The organism is Citrobacter sp. RHB36-C18, from assembly GCF_013814485.1.
In the GTDB taxonomy this organism is placed as follows: domain Bacteria; phylum Pseudomonadota; class Gammaproteobacteria; order Enterobacterales; family Enterobacteriaceae; genus Citrobacter; species Citrobacter braakii.
This window is the reverse complement of sequence record NZ_CP057125.1, coordinates 1139195-1163876: the sequence shown is the minus strand read 5'-3', so window position 1 is coordinate 1163876 and position 24682 is coordinate 1139195. Positions and strand designations below refer to the sequence as shown.

The 24682-nt window shown below is 50.0% G+C and carries 14 protein-coding genes and 1 other RNA gene; 11 read left to right on the top strand and 4 right to left on the bottom strand.

Features of this window, described 5'->3' with window-relative positions; genetic code table 11:
* Positions 1-51 precede the first annotated feature (51 nt).
* From HVZ52_RS05525 to HVZ52_RS05505, 5 genes are all read left to right on the top strand, one after another.
* Complete coding sequence (locus tag HVZ52_RS05525; RefSeq protein WP_046275995.1) at positions 52-1461, top strand: TolC family outer membrane protein; 1410 nt, start codon at positions 52-54, stop codon at positions 1459-1461.
* Complete coding sequence (locus tag HVZ52_RS05520; RefSeq protein WP_181598972.1) at positions 1458-3644, top strand: type I secretion system permease/ATPase; 2187 nt, start codon at positions 1458-1460, stop codon at positions 3642-3644. Before HVZ52_RS05525 ends, HVZ52_RS05520 begins: the two co-directional genes overlap by 4 nt.
* Before the next feature lie 7 nt (positions 3645-3651).
* Complete coding sequence (locus HVZ52_RS05515; protein WP_181599271.1) at positions 3652-4815, top strand: HlyD family efflux transporter periplasmic adaptor subunit; 1164 nt, start codon at positions 3652-3654, stop codon at positions 4813-4815.
* A gap of 72 nt (positions 4816-4887) precedes the next feature.
* Positions 4888-5251, top strand: a transfer-messenger RNA (tmRNA) gene (gene ssrA, locus HVZ52_RS05510).
* 190 nt (positions 5252-5441) lie between these two features.
* Positions 5442-5624 (top strand): hypothetical protein, encoded by a 183-nt coding sequence (locus tag HVZ52_RS05505; protein WP_181598971.1) that lies wholly within the window; start codon positions 5442-5444, stop codon positions 5622-5624.
* Between the two features lie 190 nt (positions 5625-5814).
* Here HVZ52_RS05505 and HVZ52_RS05500 read toward each other — a convergent pair whose 3' ends face one another.
* On the bottom strand, positions 5815-6561 hold the full coding sequence (locus tag HVZ52_RS05500; protein WP_016157243.1) for an SDR family NAD(P)-dependent oxidoreductase: 747 nt from the start codon (positions 6559-6561) through the stop codon (positions 5815-5817).
* A gap of 70 nt (positions 6562-6631) precedes the next feature.
* Entirely contained in the window at positions 6632-7321 is a 690-nt protein-coding gene (locus HVZ52_RS05495) for a YafY family protein (RefSeq protein WP_075847593.1), read from the bottom strand.
* Between the two features lie 456 nt (positions 7322-7777).
* Here HVZ52_RS05495 and HVZ52_RS05490 point away from each other — a divergent pair, with 456 nt between their 5' ends.
* On the top strand, positions 7778-8134 hold the full coding sequence (locus tag HVZ52_RS05490) for a hypothetical protein (protein WP_016157245.1): 357 nt from the start codon (positions 7778-7780) through the stop codon (positions 8132-8134).
* A 58-nt stretch (positions 8135-8192) separates the two neighbouring features.
* Here the strand turns inward: HVZ52_RS05490 and HVZ52_RS05485 are convergent, their stop codons facing one another.
* Together HVZ52_RS05485 and HVZ52_RS05480 are read right to left on the bottom strand one after the other, a co-directional pair.
* The gene (locus HVZ52_RS05485; RefSeq protein ID WP_077249782.1) at positions 8193-9626 is read right to left on the bottom strand and encodes an EAL domain-containing protein; all 1434 of its coding nucleotides are present in this window, start codon (positions 9624-9626) and stop codon (positions 8193-8195) included.
* Positions 9627-9742: 116 nt separating this feature from the next.
* Positions 9743-16657: an autotransporter outer membrane beta-barrel domain-containing protein gene (locus HVZ52_RS05480; protein WP_249417958.1), complete on the bottom strand. Its 6915-nt coding sequence runs from the start codon at positions 16655-16657 to the stop codon at positions 9743-9745.
* 994 nt (positions 16658-17651) lie between these two features.
* Here HVZ52_RS05480 and HVZ52_RS05475 point away from each other — a divergent pair.
* From HVZ52_RS05475 to HVZ52_RS05455, 5 genes are all read left to right on the top strand, one after another.
* Positions 17652-18422 (top strand): winged helix-turn-helix domain-containing protein, encoded by a 771-nt coding sequence (locus tag HVZ52_RS05475; protein ID WP_016154092.1) that lies wholly within the window; start codon positions 17652-17654, stop codon positions 18420-18422.
* Positions 18412-18924, top strand: coding sequence for a hypothetical protein (locus tag HVZ52_RS05470; protein WP_016157248.1), 513 nt, complete (start codon positions 18412-18414; stop codon positions 18922-18924). Before HVZ52_RS05475 ends, HVZ52_RS05470 begins: the two co-directional genes overlap by 11 nt.
* A gap of 268 nt (positions 18925-19192) precedes the next feature.
* The gene (locus HVZ52_RS05465; RefSeq protein ID WP_181598969.1) at positions 19193-19759 is read left to right on the top strand and encodes a Slp family lipoprotein; all 567 of its coding nucleotides are present in this window, start codon (positions 19193-19195) and stop codon (positions 19757-19759) included.
* A 278-nt stretch (positions 19760-20037) separates the two neighbouring features.
* The gene (locus HVZ52_RS05460) at positions 20038-21195 is read left to right on the top strand and encodes an efflux RND transporter periplasmic adaptor subunit (RefSeq protein ID WP_181598968.1); all 1158 of its coding nucleotides are present in this window, start codon (positions 20038-20040) and stop codon (positions 21193-21195) included.
* Between the two features lie 28 nt (positions 21196-21223).
* A complete protein-coding gene (locus HVZ52_RS05455) occupies positions 21224-24340 on the top strand; it encodes an efflux RND transporter permease subunit (RefSeq protein ID WP_049040330.1) in 3117 nt (1038 codons plus the stop codon).
* Positions 24341-24682 lie beyond the last annotated feature (342 nt).

The window sequence follows — 24682 nt, the reverse complement described above, 5'->3', positions numbered from 1 at the left end:
ACGTCCGGGGCAATAACAGTCGTCGCTGCCGTATTTTGTAAGGGATAAACTATGAGAAATGTCGCGCCTGTTGCCTTACTGCTGGCATTAACGCTCTGTACCCTGCGGGTGAATGCCGAAGATGAACCGCAAATTATTACGCCGGAAGGCCTGGCCACCAGCCAGATGCTGCCCTCGCTGGACGGCGCGGTTGCCGATCTGCCGCTGAGCGCCGCCGCCCCCGGCAGCCTGACGCTCAACGACGCAGTGAGTCGCGCCGTGAGCTGGCATCCTTCTATTCGTGAATCCATCGGCAAACTGCTCTCACAAAATGAGCAGATCGACGTGGCGAAATCAAAATATTACCCGCAGGTTTCTGCCGGGATGAACAACGGTTACAGCAATACTTACACCGATCACGGCTTTAGCCCGGCTTTGGTTATTTCAGTGTCGCAAATGCTGTACGACTTCGGCAAAGTGGCAAGCCAGGTCCGTGCTGAAACCGCCGGATCCGCACAACAGCAGGCGAATGTGTTACTCAGTATTGATACCATCGCCCACGCAACCGCCAACGCGATAGTCCAGGTGCAGACGTGGCAGCAAATGGTGGACGCCGCCGAAGAGCAGCTCAGCGCCTTGAACGGTATTGGTCGGCTGACCCGTCAACGCAATGATGAAGGGGCAACCTCCCTATCCGACGTGGTGCAAACCGATGCGCGTATCGAGTCTGCACGTTCTCAGTTGGCGCAGTATCAGGCCAATCTCGACAGCAGCAAGGCAACGCTGATGAGCTTCCTCGGCTGGAACTCGCTTAACGGCATCAGCAACGAATTTCCGGTCAAACTGGACAGCAGTTGTGATGTGGTCAAACCGGACGATAAGCTGGTTCCCGCGGTGCTGGCGGCATGGGCGCAGGCGAATGTGGCCCAGGCAAATCTCGATTACGCCAACGCGCAGATGACGCCCACTATCTCCCTGGAGCCGTCGGTTCAGCACTATCTCAACGACAAATACCCCAGCCATGAGGTGCTCGACAAAACCCAGTACTCCACGTGGGTAAAAGTCGAGATGCCGCTGTATCAGGGGGGCGGACTCACCGCCAGACGCAACGCCGCCAGTCACGCGGTAGAGTCTGCACAGTACTCCATCCAGCGTACCCGACTTGAAGTGCGGCAGAAATTACTGGAATCCCGCAGCCAGGCGATGAGCCTCGCCACTGCCCTGCAGATCCTGCGTCGCCAGCAACGGCTGAGTGAACAAACGCGCGAGCTTTATCAACAGCAGTATCTGGACCTCGGGTCACGCCCACTGCTCGATGTGCTTAACGCCGAGCAGGAGGTATATCAGGCCCGTTTTGCTGAACTCCAGACTCAAAACCAGCTGCGCCAGCTCCAGTTGAACTGCCTCTATAACACCGGCTCGCTTCGCCAGGCGTTCGCCTTAAATAACCGCAGTATTCAATCGGTGGAGATAAAGCTATGAGCGACGTCGATACACATGCGGAAGATGCGATTGGCGAACACGCCCTGAGCCAGTGGGCGCAGGCAATGACGCATATTGCCAGCCACTATCGCGTTGCCTGTTCGCCCGGCGCAATCCAGGCCAACGCCCCGTGGTTTGCGGGAAAAAGCCGAGCTATGGCCCTGTCGCAGCTGGCGCGTCAGGCAGGGCTGTCATTTCATGCGCTGGATACCGCCACGCAGGCGTTCGGCCAGTGGCGTCTGCCGGTGGTGGCGGAACTGCGCGACGGCCAACTGATGGTGATAGAACATTTCAACGGTGAAGATACGTTGGATGTTTTTATCATCGCCGAAGAGGGCCAGCGTAACCGACTCACAGTTGCAGAACTTCTGCCGGAGATCGTGAGCATTACCGCGCTGCGCCCGCTGTCGGCGCTGAAGGACAGTCGGGTAGACCGCTATATTTCGCGCTTCAGGCCCGACTGGATGCGCGAACTGGTGTTACAGGACATCCGCCCTTACCTGCCAGTCATGATTGCCGCCTTTCTGATTAACGTCCTGTCGCTCGCCGGGATTATCTTTTCGATGCAGGTCTATGATCGGGTGATCCCCGCCCAGTCTTATCCAACGCTGTATGTTCTCTCCACCGGCGTTCTGGTGGCGGTGCTGTTTGGCTTTTTGCTGCGCGAAGCGCGTACCCACATAATGGACCTGCTCGGCAAACGCGCTGATATGCGCATTTCCGATCGCGTGTTCAGCCACGCATTGCGACTGCGCAACAGTGCCGTCCCCCGCTCGACGGGGAGCTTTATTTCTCAACTGCGCGAGCTGGAACAGGTTCGCGAGATGATCACCTCCTCGACCCTGTCGACGATTGTCGATCTACCGTTTTTCTTTTTGTTTATCGTGGTGCTGGCCTTTATCGCCCCGCCGCTGGCGTGGATAGCCCCCGTCGCGGCCCTGCTGATGATCCTGCCTGGTTTGCTGTTACAGAAGAAACTGGCGGTACTCGCCAACCAGGCAGCACATGAATCCACCCTGCGCAACGCGGTGCTGGTCGAGAGCGTTCAGGGGCTGGAAGATATCAAGCTGATGCAGGCGGAAAACCGCTTTTTACAACAGTGGAACAGCTACATCCGTATTACCGGAGAGTCCGGACTGCGCACGCGCAAGCTGACTCAGGGGCTGATTGGCTGGGGCATGTCGGTACAAAGCCTGGTCTACGCCGCCATCATTATGTTCGGCGCGCCGATGGTCATTGAAGGCACAATGACCACCGGGGCGGTGGTGGCCGCGTCGATGCTCGGTTCCAGAATGATTGCCCCGATGGCGAACCTGTGCGGCGTGCTGGCCCGCTGGCAGCAGGTCAAGGCGGCGAAGATGGGGTTAGACAGCATCATGCAGCTTCCCACCGAAACGCAGTACGATGAAGACCGTGTGCATCAGGAGATTTTTCACGGCCATTATCTGTTTGAAAACGCGCACTTTCGCTACCACAGCGACGATCAACGCGTTCCGCTGCGCATCTCGCGTCTGGAGGTCATGCCCGGCGAACGGGTGGCGATCCTCGGGCGTAACGGCGCCGGGAAATCAACACTGCTACAGGCCATGGCGGGCGGCGTGGAGATCGTCCAGGGCGATGTCCGACTCGATAACCTGAGCCTGGCGCAGATCGATATGGCCGATTTACGCCGCAATATCGGTTTTCTCAGTCAGAATGCGCGGCTGTTTTTCGGTACCCTGCGCGAAAATCTGACCCTCGGCGCACCGCATGCCAGCGACGCGCAGATCTTCGAAGCGCTGGAGGTCAGCGGCGCGGCAGCTTTCGTTAAACAACTCGCCAAAGGGCTGGCGCACCCCATTATGGAGGGCGGCAACGGTCTGTCCGGTGGACAACGGCAGTCGATCCTGCTGGCAAGAATGCTGCTGCGATCGCCCAATATCGTGCTGCTCGACGAACCCAGCGCCTCGCTGGATGAACATACCGAACGAGAGTTTATTCAGCGCCTGAACCAGTGGCTGGGCAACCGAACATTGATTGTCGCCACCCATCGCGTGCCGGTTCTGGAGCTGGTCGAGCGCGTAGTGGTGTTAAAAGAAGGTCAACTGGTCATGGATGCCCCGAAAGCGCAGGCGCTGAATGCGAGCCGGGCACCAGCCCCTACTCACGGTCGGGAGTGGAAAAATGAAAACCAATCCGCATGACGCTGCCATGGACGACCTCGATATCCGCCGCGAGCACCGTTTCTCCGGGGCCAGCCGCATTATTCTGCTCAGCACGCTGCTGTTTGCCATCCTGGGTATCTGGGCGTATTTCGGCAAGCTGGATGAAGTCTCGACCGGCAGCGGGAAGGTAATCCCCAGCTCGCGCGAGCAGGTTTTGCAGTCGTTGGATGGCGGCATTCTCGCCGAGCTCACGGTACGCGAAGGAGATAAAGTACAGGCTAATCAGATTGTCGCGCGCCTCGACCCCACTCGCTCTGAGTCCAACGTTGGGGAGAGCGCCGCCCGCTATCGCGCTTCACTGGCTTCCAGCGCAAGGCTCAATGCCGAAGTTAACGATCTGCCGCTCGTTTTTCCCGCTTCACTACGCGCCTGGCCGGATCTCATCGCCTCCGAAACGCGCTTGTATAAAAGTCGCCGCGCGCAGCTCGCTGATTCTATGGCAGAACTGCAGGATGCGCTGGTCTCGGTAAATAAAGAGCTGGCCATAACCCAACGGCTGGAAAAAAGTGGTGCCGCCAGCCACGTTGAAGTGCTGCGTCTGCAACGACAAAAAAGCGATTTAGGATTAAAAATCACCGATCTGCGCTCACAATACTTCGTGCAGGCGCGGGAAGCGCTGTCAAAAGCCAATGCCGAAGTGGATATGCTGGCGGCTATTTTGAAAGGACGCGAGGATTCCGTCACCCGCCTGACCGTGCGCGCGCCGATGCGCGGTATTGTGAAAAACATCCAGGTCACTACCATTGGCGGCGTTATCCCGCCCAATGGCGAGATGATGGAGATTGTACCGCTGGACGATCATCTGCTGATAGAAATCCGCCTGTCTCCGCGCGATATCGCGTTCATCCACCCCGGCCAGCGGGCGCTGGTGAAGATAACCGCTTATGACTACGCGATTTACGGCGGTCTGGAAGGCGTAGTCGAAACTATTTCCCCGGATACTATTCAGGACAAAGTGAAACCGGAAATATTCTACTACCGCGTGTTTATCCGCACCCATCAGGACTTCTTACAGAACAAACTGGGACGCCATTTCTCCATCGTACCGGGAATGATTGCCACAGTGGATATAAAAACAGGTGAAAAAACCATCGTCGACTATTTAATCAAACCGTTTAATCGCGCAAAAGAAGCGCTGCGCGAGCGGTAAATCCTTGAGGATTAGGGGTTGCGGGGGCTGGTCACGCGTGTCACAAGTCTGTTATACTTGCTCTAACACATTGGGGCTGATTCTGGATTCGACGGGATTCGCGAAACCCAAGGTGCATGCCGAGGGGCGGTTGGCCTCGTAAAAAGCCGCAAAAAAATAGTCGCAAACGACGAAAACTACGCTTTAGCAGCTTAATAACCTGCTCTGAGCCCTCTCTCCCTAGCTTCCGCTCTTAAGACGGGGATCAAAGAGAGGTCAAACCCAAAAGAGATCGCGTGGAGGCCCTGCCTGGGGTTGAAGCGTTAAATCTAATCAGGCTAGTCTGGTAGTGGCGTGTCTGTCCGCAGGTGCCAGGCGAATGTAAAGACTGACTAAGCATGTAGTACCGAGGATGTAGGAATTTCGGACGCGGGTTCAACTCCCGCCAGCTCCACCAAAATTCTCCATCGGTGATTACCAGAGTCATCCGATGAAGTCCTAAGAGCCCGCACGGCGCAAGCCCTGCGGGCTTTTTTGTGCCTTGAATTTGTCCCGCGAAGTCCGAAGAGAACTAATTAAATCCGAACCTTTTAGGCACCTTGTTAGGCACCTCATAAAGCTTTATTGTTTTTGAGGTGCCTAAAACTATGGAAACCCGACAATGGCAAGACAAACCAAACCTCTATCCGTTAAAGAAATCGAATCTGCCAAACATAATCAATGTAGCCGTCTCAGGCGCCAAGAAAAACCTGTATGTGGTCGGCTCGGCTGCAGCTTGGGAGGGAACCGGCCTGCAGGTCCTGCAGCGACAACTGGCAGAATCAGCGTGACAATCTCCGAGGTGACCCTCACGTAACGGACCGGCCACTACGTGCCAGCAGCGGAAGTTATTAATAGCATGATGAATGGACCAATGGAGAGCCGATCATCCATACTCTTGTTAATCCAGACTGGAAATATTGTTATCACTAGCCCTACAACACAAGAGTTAACTCTATATTCTGACGCTTTAGAGGAATTTTACTCTGCTAAATAACCACCATCGATTGGATATACTCCTCCGGTACAGAACCCTGAATTGTCTGACAGCAAAAACAGAATGAAGTCTGCTATTTCTTGCATTTTTGCCATCCTTTTCATAGGGTGGCTATTTGCGAAACTACGTACGATATTTTCTGGAAATTCACTCATTCGTGGGGTTTGGACATAGCCCGGAGCGACTGCATTGATTCGAATGCCTTGACATGCAAACTCTAGCGCTGCGGTTTTGGTTAAACCGATTATACCATGCTTAGCCACGGTGTAAGGTGCTAATCCAGGAATGCCAACCAGACCATTTACTGCAGATAAATTAACTATAGAGCCACCAAATTTCATCATCTCAGGTATTTCATATTTTAGGCAGTAAAAAACGCCGCTCAATGAGGTGGCAATGACCTTATCCCAGTTTTCAACCGTCTGCTCGGTTATGTTTTTACCATGTTCACCTGTTAAGCCTGCGTTATTTACAGCACAATCAAGTCTGCCGAAATTTTTGATAACTTCATCTATCATTTGCCGTACTTGTTCGGGCTGTGACACATCACATCCGATCCCCAGCGCTTGTTGTCCCTGTGAAGATAATCGTTTCGCTTTTTGTTTAGCCTGCTCTGACGAGCGGGAGACAATAACGACCTTAGCTCCATGTTTGTGTAATTGCTCTGCGACTGCCTCACCTATACCTGCAGTACTTCCTGTTATGACAGCAACTTTATTCTGGAAATTCATAATTCACCCTATGAAGTCGAATTGAGTCTTTCATCTGGGTTAGTATACAAATTAGCTGTGACAGTTTTTGTCAGTATTCTTTCTCCTCGCAGATTCCTTCTTTTATTCTCCATTTTTTCAATAAAACTGTCCTGCTTTCACTATATATGGAACCCAGTTGTACTATTTCTTCAATTTTGTCAGTTCTAAAATGACGAAAATCATTTCTCATCTCACACCATGCAACCAAAAGCCAGCATGACTCCATATATACCAATCCGATGGGCCATATGACTCGAGAAGAGTAAGTATCTTTCTTGTCACAATACTTTATTTGGATTCTCTTGCGCTTTTTAATAGCATTGCGGATGTCTTCAAAAAAAACCTCATTATTTTCTGAAGGGCCGATCAGATAAGATTGACTCTCAATAAGATTTTTTAATTCACCGGGAATGACAGCGTGGATTTTGGCAAGTGCATTCCTTGCGGTATTTTTAAAATCATAATCCGTATTATGAGATACCCAATTTAACCCAAGCGTAATAGCATTGATTTCTTCATGAGAAAGGTTTAAGGGTGGCAAATGAAAGTCAGACTTAATGATATAGCCAATTCCAGCACCACCTTCAATGCACACGCCTTGATGCTGTAGCGTTTTTATATCTCTGTAAAGGGAGCGCACACTTATTCCTAATCTTTCAGAGAGAGTGGATGCAGTGATCGGATATCTTTGCGCCCTTAATATCTGTAGTAGTTCGAGAAGCCTTTCTGTTCTGGTCATGTTGATAAATCCATCTTGATTCTGAGACAAAATCTTAAAGCATCTGTTCGATAAGCATCTTAGTACAAAGTAAGCGTACACGCTTAAGTTGAACTTCCCCCTGGATTAAGGGTAGCGTTGCATCAACCCGTTGAACTCACACCTCATAGAAGACCTTTAGCCCAGTTAGCCTGTCCGCTGTATGCCAGAGACTCTCTAAAAGTTGATGGTTCGTTTTGCAGGGAGACTTACACATACTTAATATGTCCACGCTTAATAACGACAACCACTTATTATTTAACCTAACACTGAATGCGTCTTTTTGCCCCACCACAAAATTACCGTATTGATCGCTCCCAGCTGCACAAAATGGATAAATACCGTTATCAGCACTTACAGTTTTTTCCTAAAGCCAGCGCTTCGTTCGTGTGCCATGCTTAATCACGCTAATAACTTATAACGCTAAGCGAGGATATTATGAAAAAGACAATTATCGCATTATCTGCAATTCTGCTGGCTTCTCCCGTTATTGCCGCGACGACACACGCAACTGATAATGATGTAGCCGCCGCACACGAAAATGCTAATACCGCAAAAGAAAAACTGCATCAGGCGCAGAATCAGGGCGAAGAGCAACAGTTAAAAGCAAAACATGCTGCAGAAGGTAAACAAGATGACCTGAGCAGTAAAGTGAGTGAAGGCTCACAAAAAGCCTGGAATACAACCAAAGAAGGTACTGAAAAAGGTTGGAATGCAACAAAAGAAGGTACCGAGAAAGGCTGGAATAAGACCAAAGAAGGTGCTGCCTCCGTTGAGAAAAAAGTCAGCGAGTAATCTTCCAGCCATTCAATAATAAAAAGCCGCTTTCGCGGTTTTTTATTATTAGCAATCCTTATAATAAACGTAGAAACGTATTAAAGGGTATTGGTTTACTGAACAGATACCCCTGCCCAAAGCTAACGTTAATCCGTCGCAGCCTCTCCATCTGTTCTTCACTTTCTATTCCTTCCGCCACCAGTGGGATCCTGGCCAGTTCAGACAGGTGAACAATATTGCTGATGATAGTATCACTCACGCCGCCTTTACCCAGTGAGTCGATAAACATCTTATCAACTTTCAAGAACCGCGGCGAAATGCGTTGCAGCGCAGCATAGTTAGAATATCCGGTCCCAAAGTCATCCAGGGCTAGCGCAGCGCCTGCCTCTTTCAGGCGCCTCAGAACACTTTCACGGATCAGATTCTGCTGCCGTTCGGTGATTTCCAGCATTACGCCAATATGAAACAAGTTCATCCGCTGAATAAAGGCGATAGTGGCATCGGTAAATTCATGATCCTCCAGTGAAAGTGGAGGTACGTTAATACCGATATGAAATGGTATATCACACTGAGCCCTAAGGCACCGCATATCAACCTCTACCTGCGTCAACAATTTCAGCGTCAGCACATTGATCAAGCCGCTATGTTCAGCCGTGTGGATAAATTCGTTAGGGGGAATAATTCCCTGCTCAGGGTGATTCCAGCGAACAAGGACTTCAGCCCCGACGATTTTTCCGCAAGCGAGTTCAACGACGGGCTGATAAAACGGAATAAATTCATCATTATTAATCGCACGCTGCAGTATTTTTATCGGTGATATCCGCTGCGCCCGGCGTAAGTGCAAATATAACAGCAAAGACAGAACCACAAATAAAATAAGAAGATAATGATTATCCCGCACATAATCCGCAATGCCATCCTGTGAATCCGTCACAATCCAGAAAGGATAGTTTTGCGAGGCCATCTGCACGAAAGGATGTTTTTCTGGATACAATAAAAAATGCACATCAATTTTTTCTTTACGGGCAAAATCCATAAGAATTTTATCGATCGCCGCTTTATATACTGCAACAGCCACCACCTGCCCCTGAAACGGAAAATAGATTATATACATCTCCGTGTTCAGCCGATAAATCTGTTCAATCATCAGTGAGTGTGTAGTCGTTCCATTGGAAATAATCCCCGGCGACTCTCGACCTTCAAGAGAAGAGCAGTTCCACTCACCGTTCCTGATGATACTGACTGAACGAATCTTCTCGCCAGACGCCGTAAGAAGACGCAATTTTCGTAGCAGATCGTCAGTGCAATTCTCTTGTATATGTGCGCTGGCTAACACAGCCAGTGTATTTACGTCGTCAAATATCGTATCGATTTCTTCGACCAGGCTATTTATCGCGTGTTCTCTGACAAGTTGTCCCTCTCTATCCCATTGCTGCCATGACGTCAGCACACCGGCCAGAAGAAAAAGCAACACCAGCATGATGGGTGTGATTTTCTTGGTTACAGACATGATTAACTCGTGTTGTTGAACAGAGCGCCCCGAAGGACGCTTTTTGAGATTATTTCAGGAGGAAATGGCCAGACTGACATGCGCCAGTCTGGCTGAACTTGCCCGGTAGAATCAGCTTAGAAGTTCCATTTCACACCTACCATCGCAGCGCTGTCGTTATACCCTTTGTCGCCAGCCTGAACCCCGATATTGCCCCACAGATTAAGACGAGGACTCACCTGTCCCTCCACACCCACTTTTACCTCGGCAATATTTTTCGCTCCATCCTGGCGAACATTCACGCCATCCATGGTCGTACTGAAATCGCGTGAATTGTGCAGCCAGTTCAGCTCGGCAAACGGCTGGAATTCACGTTCTTTAGCGTTATCCATCTGGTGATGGCTCTTAATCCAGGTTTTCAGGCCCAGTCTGGTCTGCACATTACCATTACCGTTGCTGGTGATACGGGTACCGTTACTTTCACGATGGTCGTTCGCCTTCACTCCCATCCAGACTGCCTGCGCCTGAGGTTGTATGTACCATTCGTTCAGCGTTCCGTGACTGCCGGCAAACTCGCCCATTTTTTGGGCATATCCCATTTCCAGCGAAGCGGTAACCCCTTTCGATTTGTACGATTCGCCTTGCAGGTCATCGCCTTTAACATTGTTATCAAACCAGCTGTACTGAGCCCAGCTGTCCAGCCAGGCGCCGTTATGCGACGCATCATTGGCATACCACGTGGCATAAACACCGGTGCTGTAGCCATTCACTGAGCCTTTTGAACGATAGCCCGTGCGTGAAGACTGGGTATTGCTGTGATCGTTACCGTAGCCCGCCATCACGCCAAGGTGCCAGCGATCAAGCCCATTCTGGCTCCATTGCGCAATGTCGCCCCCCAGTTGCAATACGTAACGGTTGCTCTGGGTTTTCAACTGGCCGCTACCGTCACGCCAGTTGTTGTGCCCACCGACGTGGCGCATCCACATGCTGGTGACTTTCTGCTCGCCGGTGAGGGCATCGATATACTGCGTTTCGCCCAGACGATCGTGCAAACGGGTGACGAACATGTTGTTGGCTGCCGCCAGGTTAGCCGTGTAGCTGCCGCCTTCCGGACGCAGATCTTTATCGGGATCCGGATCCGGGTTTGGCTGCGGATCGGGGTTGGTTTTACCGCTGGTCAGATACCAGTTGCCGCTGTTTTCATCCTGACCACGTCCAAGGCTGTAGTCATATGCCCCCGCCACAATACGGCCAGCCTGAATAAACTCACCGTCCGATACGCCATCAACATGGATAACTTCGATACCATCAATCGTTGCGGCACCTTTCCCACCGGCGTTAGTGACGCTGACAGAAGTAGTGCCACTGGTATCACCTTTCACCACCAGCTTATCCGTAACGGAATTGTCATCCCCCAGCGCAGTGTTTAAGGAAAGATGACCATCATTACCCGTGTAATTGCCATTGACCACCAGTTGATTACCGGCCTGCTGACCATTCACACCGGTTGCGAGGATACCGCTGTTAACCAGGTTTCCCTCTACAGTGAACAGGAGGTTGTCACCGGTCCCGGTACCCACCTGCAGCACACCGGCGTTATTCACATTACCTGCGACTCCCCCTACGCCCGAGAGCATCCCCGCCGTAGCTATGTTGACCTCGGTACTGGCAAGCGTGACGGGAGATGTGCCGTCACCCAGAACCAGGCCGCCCTGCTCAATATCCGTTTTCCCCGTCCAGGCGGCGTTATCACCGACAGTAATGGATCCGGCTCCCAGCTTGGTCACGTCGCCGCTACCATAAACGTCGTTATTAAGCTGCCAGTCGGTATGACTGTCCAGCACCAGTGAACCGCTATTGCGCACCTCTGCGCTGCCCAGATTTTCTGCGGTGAACGCGGTGAGCCGGGAATCCGCATCAATAGCAAATTGTCCCGTAAAGGCACTATTATTGCCCACCAGCGCGACATCGCTTTCGGTAAGTTCAATCCGTCCGGCATCGCTGATGCTGTTGTAAAGTACACCTGCCGCCTTATTCATCGTCAGCGTTCCCGCCGCCACAATATCGCCCGTGCCGAGACCCAGCGTCGTGTTCATCAGCACGCGTGCGCCTTCTGCAATGGTCGTTTTTGCCGTCAGCGTGCTGTTTTCACCGGTGATGGTCAGCGTATCGCCATTGATGTTTAACGCGCCGCTTCCGGTCAATATTCCATCGGCTGTTCCGCCCTGCTCCAGGGCCAGGCTACCGCCATTGATGTTCAGCAGTGAGTCAGCCCCCGCCGTCAGCTTACCGACAGTCTGGCTATGACCATTCATGTCAAAACCGGTATCGGCGGCCAGACGTAGTTCACCGGTCTGTCCCAGAACATTATCGTTTTTCATCAGCAGGTTGCCGCTGCGCATATCGGTGATACCGGTGTAATCGTTATCCATATTCGACAGCGATACCGTCTGGCCTTTGGCGCTGTCAAACGCCAGATCGCCACTGCCAGTCACGCGAGCGCTCAGATCTGCGGCATTACCGGTTTTTCCGTTCGCATCCAGGACCAGTGCATTGTCTCCGGATGCGAGCAGTTCGACTTGTGTCAGACCATAGCTAATGTACAGTCCATCATCGTTATCCCCTCCGGTGAGGCGATAATCATAGGTTCCATTCGCAACAATCTCGCCATTTTGGCTGATACCGGCTTCAACCCCATCGCTGATGATATTGCCATTGCTATCGGTCAGCGTCAGATTGCCCGCACCGCCGGTGACGGAAGAATCAGATGTTGCCAGTTGAATCAGGGACTGCGCATCGTCCTGCTCAAGAAGAGATAGCGTGGTATCAGCCAGCGGACGATCGTTCGTAATCGTGCCGGTATCAACCTGCACGGTTCCGCGTCCGGAGAGATCCATCGCGCCAGCATGAATTGTTCCTTCGGAACTGCTCTGCCCCGGCGTCACCCCGTCAAAGCTGACGGTGCCGCCGTTAAACGCCAGGCCTCCGATATTTTGCTCACCGGACCCCACGTGGGTGACGTTCCCCTCGCCTACATTTAATGTTGCCTGGCTCAGCGCCTGAGTATTTAATCCAGCCAGCTCAAAGGTGCTGTTCGTTAGCGCCAGCGTACCGTTGAATCCATCTGCCGCATTGTTGCTGGTAAAATCAAACGCATTACCGCTGGCATCAACGGCGACAGTTCCGGTTCCCGCCAGATGGCTATTAAAAGCCAGCGCAGCGTCAGAATTCAGCGACAAGGTGCTGGTCGTATCAATGTTGTAACCCGTACCGGTCGCATCGTTTTGGTTATCACCCAACGCAAAATCAACATTATTAACGGTAAATACTGAACCAGCAGTCAGATCGATATGCTCCATGCCGGTAATAGCATCGGCGTGATTGAGGATGTACTGTGCGTTATTCAACTGAAGTGTATCCTCCCCATCACCACCATTGAGGCTGGTAAACAGCGAGGTTTCTGTCTCTTTGACATCTTTCAGTAGGTACAGATCGTTACCGCTGCCCGTCTTGATGTCGGTTGCGGTACTGCCAGACTCCAGCGTAACGGTGTTATCACCGCTCATCAGGTTAACCTGACCAACAATGCTGGCTCCCGCCGCGTTAGTAAACGCGATGCCTGCCCCCGAGAGCATTTCTACCGCTTTTTGCGACGCATCCAGCGCTTTAATAACGCCTTTATTAATAAACGTTTCCAGGGAACCGTTATCAACATTCACCACCGCGTGGCTGGTCGATTTCGATGTCAACTCACCGGCCTGTTCAACATTTTTGGTCGTGCCACCGACAATCAACGCTTCACCACCGTTAGCGTCGAGTACGTTAACGCTGACGCCCGTTTTCAGGTCGGTTGACGCATTGGTGACGATCCCTTTACCCGCAGCCTGCTCAACATTGATAACCAGATCGCGCGAGTCAGACATATCCAGCGTTTGATTCGTTTCGCTGCCGTCGATATTTTCAAACAGGATCCCCGTACCGCTCCCCGTAACATTAATCGTTCCGGAGTTGGTCTGCGCCAGGGATGCTCCGGTATGAATACCGATTCCATTCCCCACACTGATAGTTGTATCTTTTAGCTGGATACCCGCAATGTTGGCGACGTTTTCAATCGCGCTTCCTTTACCCGTACTGTCCATCGTGATGATGGCTCCATCGACCAGCAGACCTTTCGCACCGGCGGCCAACAAGATACCGTGCGCGTCTCCCGATGCTTTGGTTTCTCCCGAACCCGTCAAACTTAATGACGCATCATTGCCCACGAGATAGGCTGCGGTGCCATCCGTCGCGGTAACCGTCGCATTGTTGTTCACAACGGAATCAGCGCCTTCGATGCTGACCGCCACGCCATTAACCTTGATGTCGCCGTCGTTATTCAACGAACCACCGGAAACCAGCACGCCTGTGCTGCCCGCCTGGTCAAAGTCGATGCTGCCTTTATGGTTGAGCGTACCGCCGTTGCGGGCGATGTAGCCGAAAGCACCATCCGCCGTATTGCTGGTATTCAGCGTGGCGTAACTGGTCAGGATTGAGTCACCTTTCTGATTCTCATCGACATTCCCGGACAAGTCATAATAATTACCGTCCACAATCCCGGCGGTGGTGTCTTTACCGGAAAGTTTCACGATCACCGCGTCTTTGGTGATAACCCCATCCGCTCCGCCTTCAACCCGAATCCCGGTCGCGCCGTCACCCGTGATACTCAGCGATTGCGAGCCGGAATCAAAATGGCTCCCCGTCCCGGTCACCTGCAGAATAGTGCTGTCGGTGCCTGATGCCGTCATTGTCGTACCAGACGACCCGCTGCCATCAAAAGTCGCACCACCTTCTATGCGATATAATGTTGACCCTTCAGTCGAGACATCTTGCGTATTGGTAGAGGAGGCGTTTACTTTTGAACCTTCACCATAAATAAAATAGCCAATCTGGTTTTTACCACTGGTAAATGAGACTTTGCCCGTATCGGTAATATCGATAACTCCGCCGTCACGAACGTGCAGACCAATGGCGTTATCAGCAGCAAGATTCACACTCCCACTCATCGTGAGTTGAGACCCGGTCCCCTCGACCCAGGCACCAATATTTTTTAATGTATTATCCGTGGTACTACCATTGGTGATATTTATCGTGCCCGAATGAAGCGCCTGACTCCCTCCCTGCAGTTCAATACCGCTGGCGCTGTACCCATTGAGGTTAATCGTGCCGCTGTTTACCAGCCCTTTTGCACCGTTAATCCCCATCAGGCCAATATTTTGCGCTGAGCCGATGCCATTGATGTCAATGACGCCGTCCTGGGTAACGTTGATTGCACCAGGAGACGCACTGCCGTTTGCCTGAATGGCAACAGCATTCTCGACTTTTTCTCCGATCGTGATGTTCCCGGTGTTATTGATGGTTCCACTCTTCACAAACATACCAATGGCCGGAAGAGTGACCCGAACGTCACTGCTCGCCTCATCTTTTACCGCTTGTGCAGTGCGTCCGATGTAGAGCGTCCCGTTATTAGTAGCCACTGCATTACGTTGAACAAACACGCCGTAGGTATAGACACCATCGGCAGATTTCGCAGGCTCACCTCCGGTGGCAATATTCATTACTCCGTTATTAATAAAGGTCGCCGTGTCATTCATCAGCACGCCATAGGCGTTATAGATATCCTGATGCGAGGCAAGGTTGATGACGCCGTCGTTCTGTACCTTTGTCGTCCCGGTCGCGAGAATCCCGGTATGGGCGCCAACCCACGCATTTTTCACATCAAGACTGGTACCCGCATCAATAATTCCATTGTTATTTACGATGCTATCACGCGCTGAAACGACATAATCACCACCGGCTGCACCGGCGGCAACCCCCAGTGTGCCGTTGTTATTGAGGGTGGCTCCGTCGGTCAGCGTCACCACGGAGGTATCGCTAAAAACCGCCTGAATATTGGCATCAGCAGAAATATTGACGACAGAGCGCGCACCGGAAGCTTTAATAAAACTGTTCACATCACGATTCGCAGCCTGCAACACCGCATCGCCATCCGGGATATTGGTGTCGAAGTGAATGTTTTTCTGTTCCGTGGTATAGGCTTTATGAAGCTCAGCTTCGTAGTCCGTGGGCGAAAGTTGCCCAGCCTCTACGGCTTTCACCAGAGCATCATTGTAGTTTTTTAAATCATCAAGATTATTAACCGTATACTCGCCAAGCGCGCTGGAGAAGGTGCCGTTATAGGTTGCGGTATCAAAGTTATAATCTTTACCGGTATTTTTCGCGACATTACCAACGTTACCGCTTTGCACGATGGTTTTGGCGTTGTAATTCAGTACCGCGTCTTTAGTGTCACTGGCGCTGCTCTCAACGTTATAAACTCCAGAGACCTTGGTGACAGCATTGAAGATATTTGCCGAGTTCGATGCCCAGCCGCTTTCCGTTGAACCAACATTCACATCAAGCGTGCCGCCTGATGTCACTGTCGCCAGCTTCATATTCACATACTGCCCATCACCGACGCTGACCCCCAGATAAGTCGTCAGATCGCCAACGCTGGTAGAGGCAAAATTATCGCTGTCATACACCTGGACTGTACGCGAAGCCCCGGTGATGGGGTCAACGTATTGAATGCTGTGGGTACGACCACCTAAAGTCGTCTGCGTCAGATTTATATTTTCACTACCTGACGAAATATAACCATTATCCATTGCCTGCTGAATAGTCATCGTTTTAAAGCCCGATGCACCAGAGGCAATGCTGCCATATCCTTTAGTACCGGTGATAATATTCATGTTTTCACCGTCACCGACAACAAGTTGCCCTGCGCCATTAGCGTTAGTCGACGGTAAGTAATCAGGCAAGACGTAGTCAGCGGCAAAAGCATATATTGAATGCGTAGCCAGTACGGCACCTATTATACTTAGCGCAATTCTTGAAATATTAAATTTATGCGTTCCAGATTCAATGCGAGCAGAACTATTGGTTTCCACAGAAGCACCACAACGTTTTGCCAGTTCAGAAACAACAACCGCGCAAGAGTGCGAAACACTCCATACCACTTTAAAAATCTTGTTCATCATTACCATTCCGAATAATTCCACGAATACCCTTCTTGGGAAAAATTCGTGGTCACATAGCATTATGGGATGCTCATAATTACCCAGCGGTCAGATACCTCTTCTCTGGAGTTTTTTCCGCTGAAACATTGAGCGATCTGTACATGACGAATGGTATTACCGCATCAACAACCAATCTATTTATACTGATAAATTTGCAATTTATAGATGTTTTATCTAAAAAGATAAATAATTATAGATTTAAATATCGACACTATTACAGGAACACATAAGCAACTGTTAATGAATTGCATAAAGAATGTAATATGATGAACTAATTTTCGACACAATAAACAAACATTTCAAATTAAATAAAACGCATATTAATTTATTTCATACCCCGTAAAAACATTTATAATCACAGCTCTTAAACAACAAACAACTTATAAGAGAAATCTTATTGCATGGGTTATATTGAAAAACATAACCCATTTGAGTTACTTAAATTATAACTGCGAGAAACAGGGATTTCAGTCAGTCGAAAACACACCTCACGATAAGCAAGTTCCGCGGCATCTGTACCGCCAGGGGTTGAATGTAATAAGTGAAAAATATCAAAGCCTTTCTAATTGTTGTTTAAGACGCTTGATACCATACTATTTTTAGATTATTTTACTTAAGTAACTTTTCGTTTACTCATTATAAAAATGCCACTTACTAAAGTTACTGACAATTTGTAAATCAACCAGAGACTCAGAACTACGCAGTTCTCAAACCGGCGAATGATTATAATGGTCTATCTGAAAATAGTAGCACTCTTATAATTTAAGCAGAGTGAAGCAGGTATTTATACTTAAAATGAACAATTTCATAGTTTTTTATGCCAGAGGGGATATTTTATAATGCTAAAATGCCCCTCCTCCTGCCTCGGCCCTGTCACCTCTCACGATACTGTAGTGAAGAAGAAATACCACTATGGTTTATAATTACGTAATACCCTGTTAATGATGAAAAAATGAAATATCTAATTAACAATGAAGTTACATTTAGGACTGATGATGGCGTTTTGGCGAGTCTGAGTCCGTCGGACAACTCACTCACCCTGTCTATTACCGCAAACAGGATCTTCACCTATCTCCTCGAGCAGGAAGGGAAAGTAGTCTCGAGAGAAGAGATGTTTACGAATGTCTGGGACAAAAATGGTCTGCAAGCCTCAAACAACTCATTAAGCCAGTATATTTCTTTGATTCGTAAAGGATTACAGGAGCTCGGTTGTGAACACGAGATTATTCAAACCGTACCACGGGTCGGCTTTTTCATCGCTGAAGGATTGGTAACCACCATAGAGGAACCGCCTTTGGTTTCCGCGGCGTCCCTCACTCCCGCAAAAGCCACACCTTCCCTGTCAAAACGCGTAAAAATGATGCTGCTTGCAGCTGGGGGTGTCTCATTATTCATGCTTCTTTACCCAGTCAACACATTGTTTAACAGCACTCAAAACCACCTTCCCGTCGTGCAGTTGTATAAACTTGGCAATATCGACCTCTGTCCGGTCTATACCGTTTTTGAAAGCTCACGAGAAGTGGCAACTGCGAAACTTGAAAAAGCCAAAAAAATGGCTGATTTACACCTGAAGTGTCTGGCTGGCGCATTGTTTATTTTCCAGCCTGACGATCTGTACGTCTACGGCGAAAAAGGTCGCATATTTTTATCCCGCTGTACTTTCAATAATGCAGAAAAAACAAAGTTTGCTGGATGCAAGGACCTTTATATCCATGAATACTAAATATAAAACCAAGATATTACTTGCAGGAGCGGCCGTTCTGGTCGCTGTCAGCGCCTTGTTAAGCGCGAATGGAATCACCCTCATTCCAGTCAATCAGGGAATAAGCGTGCATTGCGTCTCCACACTTTCACTACCCGAACTGCCCGGGGGTGGGAAATACGATGGTAGCCTGATGATCCAGTTGCAAACAGATAACACTGGCGTCATTGATTTCTCAGGGATTATTACCACAACCCCACTGGCAGACAACCGCCCAGGACGTCGCCTTATCCTGCAACGCTCCGTCAGTTTTAATTATCGGATAAAAGATAAAGGCGTCGTTTTTCTGCAAGACGTGAAAATGAGTAAACACAGTCTGGATAACGTGTCGGATGAGATGTTTATCCATAATATCTATGACCCGTTCACACCCAGTAAGCGTGCGCAAATATATAAAATTAATAATGCCTACCTGTTAGGCAATACCTTTTCGCCAACGAACGTCTGCGTTAGTAAATCGTAGTAATGTGCCGTAATCCAGGATTGCCTACCCGCCTGGCTAAACCAGAGCAGGGCACGGTAACGCATTGGCCCTGACTCCACGTGTGGCGACAGTAAATCGCTTTCCCTGTCGCCACACACTTTCGCCCTCATCCAGCGACCAGGGAAAATACAGCCTGTTATTACCATAAGCTACAATAATATTAATTTTAGATAATCAACGGCACGTTTGCTGACAATAATGAGCAAAGGGTTATTATTGGCCTGTCTTTTTTTAGCAGGAAAGTAAAATGAAAAAAACAAAAGGGTTGATAATTGTTGCCCTTGCTTTCACCCTGGCGTCATGTGCTTCAATTCCTGAGAATATCAAAGGTAATAATCAACCAGATATACAAAAAAACTTTATCTCCGTGCATAACCAACCGGGATTATATACCGGTCAGCAGGCCCGCTTTGGGGGTAAAGTTATCAATGTGATTAACACCAAAACGGATACATTACTGGAAATCGCCGTTCTGCCACTGAACAACTATGCTAAACCGCAAATAGACGCGAGCTATCAGGGGCGTATTCTTGCCCAGCAGAAAGGTTTTCTCGATCCGGTAAACTACAGAAACCATTTCGTTACTATTTTGGGGACAATTCAAGGAGATGAACCAGGATTCATCAACAAAGTCCCGTACAACTTTGTTAAAGTTGATTTACAAGGCATTCAAGTTTGGCATTTAACGGAGTCAGTCAACACCACCTATAATATGTGGGATTACGGCTATGGCGCGTTCTGGCCTGAACCCATGTGGGGCGCCCCCTATTACGCTAATACAGTAACTCAGGCAACTCCGGAGCTAGTGAAATAATCTCTGTAGTAAGATGGCGCGAATATATTCCGGAGTCGGGTACTGACAAACACCCACCACATCACCCCGCGTTGACCTTATTGCGCCATCCTGCTTCATGAGATCCTTCACTTAGCACGCACTCTTCCTGTTACATATAATTTTACCCGCTAACACTTGAGCGAAAAAATGGGCTTTAGCCATCTCATGCCTGAGCATCTTTTGTTATTTACCGATAACTCTTCCACCCTGCCTGTAATAAAAGAACATTGGTGTTTACGATTTATTCAGGGATTACTATGAACAGAAAATGCTTACTGTTGATACCATTATTTTTTAGTAGCGTCATCATCACCGCCTGCGATAATAAACCTACAGTAAAAACCACCGCGATGGAGCCCGAGGTCGGCGTTGTTACCTTAGCGCCCTCTTCAGTGAATATTAAAAGTGAACTTCCAGGTCGCGCGGTTTCATTCGAGATCGCCGAAATCCGCCCTCAGGTTGGTGGGATCATCATAAAACGCAACTTTATTGAAGGTGATAAAGTCAGCAAAGGAGAGTCACTGTATCAAATAGATCCTGCCCCGCTGCAGGCACGACTGGATTCAGCCAAAGGCGCGCTGGCAAAGGCACTGGCGACGGCCAATAATATGCGTCTGACATTAAATCGGCAGTCAGCGTTAATAAAATCCAATTACGTCAGCCGCCAGGACTACGACACGACACGCTCACAGCTTAATGAAGCAGAAGCCAATGTCGCCGTCGCCAAAGCGGATCTTGAGCAGGCCACCATCAACCTTCGTTACGCTAATGTCACCTCACCGATTGATGGCATCAGCGGTAAATCCTCCGTAACCGTGGGTGCCCTGGTCACCGCAAATCAGGAAAACGCGCTGGTCACCGTTCAGCGGCTGGATCCGATTTATGTTGATTTAACACAGTCAGTACAAGATTTCTTACGCCTGAAAGAAGAGAAAGCCAACGGCAAAATTGCCCAGCAACAAGGCAAAATTCCTGTTGAGCTGATGCTGGAAAACGGCAAACCCTATCGCCATACCGGTACGCTTGAGTTTTCCGATCCCGCCGTCGATGAGACCACCGGATCGGTGACTTTGCGCGCCGTGTTCCCCAATCCTGAAGGTGAAATTTTACCCGGCATGTATGTCACGGCGTTGCTGGACGAAGGCAGCCAGCAGAATGTTTTGATGGTCCCCCAACAAGGGATTACGCATAACGAACAAGGAAAAGCCACCGCGCTGATCCTTGACCAGCAAAACGTGGTGCAACTGCGCGAAATAAACGCCGTGAAGGCCGTTGGCAATCAATGGCTGGTGACCGCAGGATTACGCCCCGGCGATCGGGTCATTGTGTCCGGATTACAAAGAATTCGTCCGGGAATCAAAGCCCGGGTCCTCCCTTCAAAACTGACCACTCCTGACGCGGGAACTGAACAGTAATATTTCAGGTATTAAGGACACTTTCTTCATGGCCAACTTTTTTATTGAGCGCCCGGTTTTCGCCTGGGTGCTCGCCATTATCATGATGTTTACGGGCGGTATCGCGATAATGAACCTGCCGATCGCCCAGTATCCACAAATTGCTCCCCCAACCATTACCATCAGCGCTGCCTACCCAGGGGCAGACGCAAAGACCGTTGAAGACTCCGTAACTCAGGTGATTGAACAGAATATGAATGGTCTTGATGGCCTGATGTATATGTCATCCACCAGCGATGCGGCAGGTAATGCGTCGATTATCCTGACTTTCAAAACGGGCACGTCACCCGATATTGCGCAGGTTCAGGTACAGAATAAACTGCAGCTGGCGATGCCCTCTTTACCGCAGGAAGTACAGCAGCAAGGGATCAGTGTTGATAAATCCAGCAGCAATATTTTGATGGTCGCCGGCTTTATCTCTGATAATAACAGCCTGAGCCAATATGATATTGCCGACTATGTGGCCTCGAACATCAAAGACCCAATAAGCCGCACTGCCGGGGTGGGGAGCGTACAGTTATTCGGTTCGCAATACGCCATGCGTATCTGGCTGGATCCGCAAAAGCTCGACAAGTATAACCTCACACCTCAGGACGTCATTACCCAGCTCAAAGTTCAGAACAACCAGATATCGGGCGGGCAGTTGGGAGGCATGCCTCAGTCAGCCGATCAGCAGCTAAATGCGTCGATAATCGTCCAGACGCGCCTGCAAACTACCGATGAATTTGGCAAGATCTTCCTTAAAGTTCAGCAAGATGGTTCCCAGGTTCTGCTGCGCGATGTCGCGCGAATTGAGCTGGGTGCGGAAAATTATGCAACGGTTGCACGCTACAATGGAAAACCCGCCGCCGGGATTGCAATTAAACTTGCCGCTGGCGCGAATGCCCTGGAAACATCCCAGGCAGTCAAACAGGAGCTGAACAGATTATCGGCCTGGTTTCCGGCCAGCATGAAAACCGTTTATCCCTATGACACCACTCCGTTTATCGAAATTTCGATTCAGGGGGTTTTTCATACTTTGATTGAGGCAATCATTCTGGTATTCCTCGTCATGTATCTGTTTTTGCAAAGTTTCCGCGCAACGCTTATTCCCACAATCGCCGTTCCGGTAGTGATCCTTGGCACCTTTGCGATACTCGACATCGCGGGTTTTTCGATTAATACGCTCACGATGTTTGGCATGGTGCTGGCGATAGGGTTGTTAGTCGATGATGCCATCGTGGTGGTTGAGAACGTAGAACGCATTATTGCCGAAGAACACTTGTCACCAAAAGCGGCGACCCACAAAGCGATGGGCCAGTTGCAGAGAGCGCTGGTCGGTATTGCCGTTGTGTTATCCGCCGTATTTATGCCGATGGCATTTATGAGCGGAGCAACCGGTGAAATTTTCCGTCAGTTTTCTATCACCTTAATCTCCTCCATGCTGCTGTCGGTGTTTGTGGCGATGAGCCTGACGCCAGCACTCTGCGCCATGCTGTTGAAATCCCACGAGGGAGAAAAAGCAAACACACATTTTCTGTTTACCCGTTTCAATCACTTCATGGAGAAATGTACTCAGCACTACACGGACAGCACCCGTAAACTGCTACGTTGCACAGGCCGTTATATGGTCGTGTACTTAGTGATTGGCGCGGGCATGATTGTGCTGTTTCTACGTACCCCGACCTCCTTTTTGCCTGAAGAAGACCAGGGGGTATTCATGACCACCGCGCAATTGCCTTCGGGCTCAACGATGGTGAACACCAGCAAAGTGCTCGGGGAAATAACGGATTACTACCTGACGAAAGAACAGAAAAATGTCGCTTCGGTTTTCACCGTAGGCGGATTTGGTTTCAGCGGCCAGGGGCAAAACAACGGTCTGGCGTTTATCAGCCTTAAACCGTGGTCAGAACGCGTTGGTGAAGAAAACTCAGTTACCGCCATTATTCGACGGGCGATGATGGCCTTAAGCACCATCAATAATGCCGTCGTTTATCCGTTTAATTTACCCGCAGTTGCAGAACTGGGGACGGCTTCAGGGTTTGACATGGAACTGCTGGATAACGGTAACCTTGGGCATGAAAAAATGATGCAGGCCCGAAACGAGCTTCTGGCGCTGGCCAACCAGTCGTCCGGTGAGGTCGACGGGGTGCGCCCGAATGGTCTGGAAGATACACCGATGTTCCGCATTCATGTCAACGCCACGAAGGCAGAAGCCATGGGCGTTGCATTATCGGATATTAATCAGACCATCTCCACGGCGTTCGGTAGTCGCTATGTCAATGATTTCCTGAACCAGGGACGCGTTAAAAAAGTGTATGTCCAGGCCGATACGCCGTTCCGTATGTTGCCGGATAATATTAATCACTGGTACGTACGTAATGCCTCCGGCGCTATGACGCCGCTTTCGGCCTACTCATCCACCGAATGGACCTACGGTTCTCCCCGCCTTGAACGCTACAACGGTCAGCCTGCAATGGAAATTCTGGGCCAGCCGGTCGAAGGGAAAAGCAGCGGCGATGCGATGAAATTTATGGCATCGCTGATAAATAAACTGCCTGCGGGCGTCGGCTATGCCTGGACCGGTCTGTCTTATCAGGAGGCGCTGTCCACAAACCAGGCACCAATGCTGTACGGCATTTCGCTGATCGTCGTGTTTCTGGCACTGGCGGCACTGTATGAAAGCTGGTCGATACCGTTCTCGGTAATGCTGGTTGTGCCAATCGGGGTGGTCGGCGCTTTGCTGGCGACCGACTTGCGCGGCCTGAGCAATGATGTTTACTTCCAGGTAGGCCTGCTCACCACCATGGGGCTCTCGGCTAAAAATGCCATTTTGATCGTCGAGTTCGCCGTCGAGATCATGCAAAAGGAAGGAAAAACGCCGCTTGAAGCCGCAGTAGAGGCCGCGCAAATGCGCTTACGCCCTATTTTGATGACGTCACTGGCCTTTATCTTAGGGGTTATCCCTCTGGCAATAAGCAACGGCGCGGGCTCTGGCGCGCAAAATGCCGTCGGTACGGGTGTTATTGGTGGGATGCTGGCCGCGACAGTGCTGGCGATCTACTTTGTTCCGCTGTTCTTTGTTCTCGTAGAAAACATGCTGGCGCGATTCAAAACACGGCGCTGATTCCCTGCCCTCGTACGTGATTATCCCTGGGATAAGTTTATTAACTCCCAGGGATTCTCAATGCTCTCTCAGAGAAAGGGTTCCGTTCACCTTAAGTTCTTCATTTCATTACAGTGACGATACTGTGACTACGTTAAGAGTGGCATTCTCCACCACACTTGAGTCCCTCTGCTCTGCGGGTAATCAATGCCCGGTGGCGCTTCGCTTATCAGGTCTACGGTTGTTAGCGGGCCCTGTTATCCAGCGAATTTCTCGTGGATAGCAGGGTAAACATTACGGGGATTTTTTCTTGTAGGGTAACAACTAAGGTAGGTACAGAGGTTGTCAATTCTGACTCATGCC